Source organism: Wolbachia endosymbiont of Pentidionis agamae, assembly GCF_036711655.1.
GTDB lineage: Bacteria > Pseudomonadota > Alphaproteobacteria > Rickettsiales > Anaplasmataceae > JAZHPY01.
On the sequence record NZ_JAZHPY010000113.1, the window covers coordinates 1 to 2,501 of the forward strand.

Annotated in this window: 4 protein-coding genes and 2 pseudogenes; 1 reads left to right on the forward strand and 5 read right to left on the reverse strand. The window is 33.4% G+C overall.

Going from position 1 to position 2,501, the window contains the following annotated elements:
* The first annotated feature begins 97 nt into the window (after window positions 1-97).
* Window positions 98-232 (forward strand): HU family DNA-binding protein, encoded by a 135-nt coding sequence (locus tag V6U76_RS05635; RefSeq protein ID WP_408647434.1) that lies wholly within the window; start codon window positions 98-100, stop codon window positions 230-232.
* A gap of 11 nt (window positions 233-243) precedes the next feature.
* Here the strand turns inward: V6U76_RS05635 and V6U76_RS05065 are convergent.
* From V6U76_RS05065 to V6U76_RS05085, 5 genes and pseudogenes are all read right to left on the reverse strand, one after another.
* Window positions 244-1,035, reverse strand: a pseudogene (locus V6U76_RS05065) (baseplate assembly protein).
* Window positions 1,036-1,037: 2 nt separating this feature from the next.
* Window positions 1,038-1,356, reverse strand: a pseudogene (locus V6U76_RS05070) (GPW/gp25 family protein).
* The gene (locus V6U76_RS05075; RefSeq protein WP_333024044.1) at window positions 1,353-1,610 is read right to left on the reverse strand and encodes a PAAR domain-containing protein; all 258 of its coding nucleotides are present in this window, start codon (window positions 1,608-1,610) and stop codon (window positions 1,353-1,355) included. The pseudogene V6U76_RS05070 and the gene V6U76_RS05075 overlap by 4 nt, the downstream one beginning before the upstream one ends.
* Window positions 1,610-2,074 (reverse strand): phage baseplate assembly protein V, encoded by a 465-nt coding sequence (locus V6U76_RS05080; protein WP_333024045.1) that lies wholly within the window; start codon window positions 2,072-2,074, stop codon window positions 1,610-1,612. Before V6U76_RS05080 ends, V6U76_RS05075 begins: the two co-directional genes overlap by 1 nt.
* On the reverse strand, window positions 2,061-2,501 hold a 441-nt coding region (locus tag V6U76_RS05085; protein ID WP_333024047.1), incomplete at its 5' end, for a hypothetical protein. The genes V6U76_RS05080 and V6U76_RS05085, both read right to left, overlap by 14 nt.

Genomic DNA, 2,501 nt, shown 5'->3' on the forward strand with positions numbered 1-2,501 from the left:
GATATGAGCAAGAAAGAAATTGTCGATGAGCTTTTAAAACAAAAAGAGCAGCTTGGCATCACAAATGAAAAACATGCTGAAGCTATAGTTTTTAGGCATTTTAAAAGACAAATTACAAAATTTAGATGATGATCAAGCTTTCAGACTACATAAAATTGGTAGTTTTTATCCAGTAAAGCTTAAAGAAAGAAAATATCGTAATGCTCAAAATGGACAGACTTCCTCCACATAGACGTATACGCTTTAGAGACTATAAACCCTCTCAATCTTAAAATTTCTTAAAGTAGCACTCTCATTTCCTTTGATTATAATATCCTCCCTTGGTTCTATTAAGTCTATATTCTCTACGCTTTCTGTAAAAAGATGGGCGACAATCCATGCCCTAGTTACATTACAACCTAATCTTTTAGTAGATTCAAACTTTTCAATAAATTGTTCTTTCGCCCTTTCAATTATATCATCTGATATTGCTGTAATTTTGCTGTGAATATTTATTGGAATCATCGTACAATTTACTACTTCTATTGTATCGGTCAGAATCTTTATATCATCTCTAGCAACTTGCTTTTTTAATATATTAAGTAATTCTTCTATATCTGTAGATAACTCCGTAGATAAGATTGATATTCTTACACTACCAGGAATAGGTGATTCGACCAATGCATCTTATATCAGCTGAGAGTGCATGATAGCGATAATGTTCCTTACTTCCTAAGTTCCCAAGCCCTTTATTTTTGCCTTGATTCTTTTCCTAAAAGCTTCATCCTCTTCTTTCTCTTTTCGCTCAACACCATAAAACTCAGCCAGATGATCAAGATCACTACCAATTGCAAATTTAAGTAAATTACTCTTTATTGCTTCATTAATCCTTTGTCTAATGAGTAATTCACGCCATGCTGCTATTTCTAAAATCTTCATCACTGGATCACTTTCAACGAGTGCTGTAAATGTTGGATCTCTACTAACAAGTTCTTCCTTCATTCTAGAAAAAATCTCTTCAAAGTTTAATTTCTCAATAATATTAGGTTCTTCCATTCTTATACAAGAATCACAATATTTTCGTTATTTGGTAAATATATTCCTTCTAAAGAAAGAGTAACTCTACCTTCTTTTACCTCTGTGATCTTCACTTTTTCTACCTTAAATCTTTTTTCCCACTTTTGTAGTGCTTCTGCAGTAGCTGCATAAATCTCTAATGTGAAATCCTTATTTATTGGCTTATCAGCTAACTCAAATAGCATAATCTCTTCTCATTACTCTACTTCCAATTGGTGTAGTCAGAATATCAATAATTGATTGTTTGAGATGCTCAATTCCTTCTAATTCTTTTCCTGTATTAGCATTCATTCCTCTCATTTTTCACCTATAAAAACATTAGAACTTCCTATTATTACCTTAAATCCACAAGAAACTAAGTCACCAATTCTTGCTACACCATAGCCATTTGCAAATACTGTTCTTGATCCATCTATTAATGTTTTTTCTTCTGTAAAATTATCTCCTTTGCGGCAAATTGGCTTGCCATTCACAAAAACATTTATGCTTCCAGTAATACAAAAATGAGGTACAGATTCTGCGCAGTAATCCCATAACCTTGCAATACCTGACATTAATTGAGATCTATTCTTGTTGCTTTAAGTTTTATACTATTTTTTGTCATTTCTATTTCCGATTCTCCAACTCTTAAAGTGATTTTATCAACTACAACAAATTCAAGGTGGTGAGTTTCTTTGTCATACGATAACTTTGTTCCATCTTGAAACATAAAACTGCTTACTTCTTTTCCTCTTTCCAAAGCAGGATATTTTTGTTGATATATTCCGTATAACACTACACCTAACGATAATTCACCAAGCGGAGAAAGTACTATCACTTGCTCATCGATATCAGGTGGAGACCAATTTCTATCTTTCCCAGCTCTACTTGTTATCCATGGGAGCCAACTCGTCAAAATTTCACCGATTTTTACTTTTACTCTTGCTTTTTCATAATCCACTTCTTTGATAATCCCAATACGGATAATATTGGCTAATTTTCTTTGTAATTCCGAAATAGCAAAGTTATTTTCCAACATTTTCACCTACATTAATGCTATGCGGCTGAATTTCTCCTTCTTCCCAAATTGATTTTCCTTGATGTATCTCGTGAACCCATTCAATCAGCCAAACTAAGTAAGCATCTAACTCTGGTTTAAATCCATCTGGTTCTGCGGAGATAAATTCTGCTGGTGAAATGTTCATATTAAACGTATTTTTGTTTATTATTCTTGCAACTTCGCTAGCCAATGATCTGACAATAAGAGATGCATTTTCTATGGTAGAATCAATTACTATCCTTGCTTCAAATCTAGCTTTTATGGCTAATTCCTCTGTTCCAGGATCATTTCCTTTTTCAAAACCGCTAAGCTCTACAAATACCGCTGGAGCTACCAACTCCTTCCTTATTGCTGGATGATAAACTTCACATGTTTGAATTGCCGGTATTTCTTCCTTTAGCGTAGC

What these genes read in the sequence shown, in the direction of transcription:
- V6U76_RS05075 (WP_333024044.1), bottom strand. Translation starts at nt 1,610, where the DNA reads ATGTCAGGTATTGCAAGGTTATGGGATTACTGCGCAGAATCTGTACCT.
- V6U76_RS05080 (WP_333024045.1), bottom strand. Translation starts at nt 2,074, where the DNA reads ATGTTGGAAAATAACTTTGCTATTTCGGAATTACAAAGAAAATTAGCC.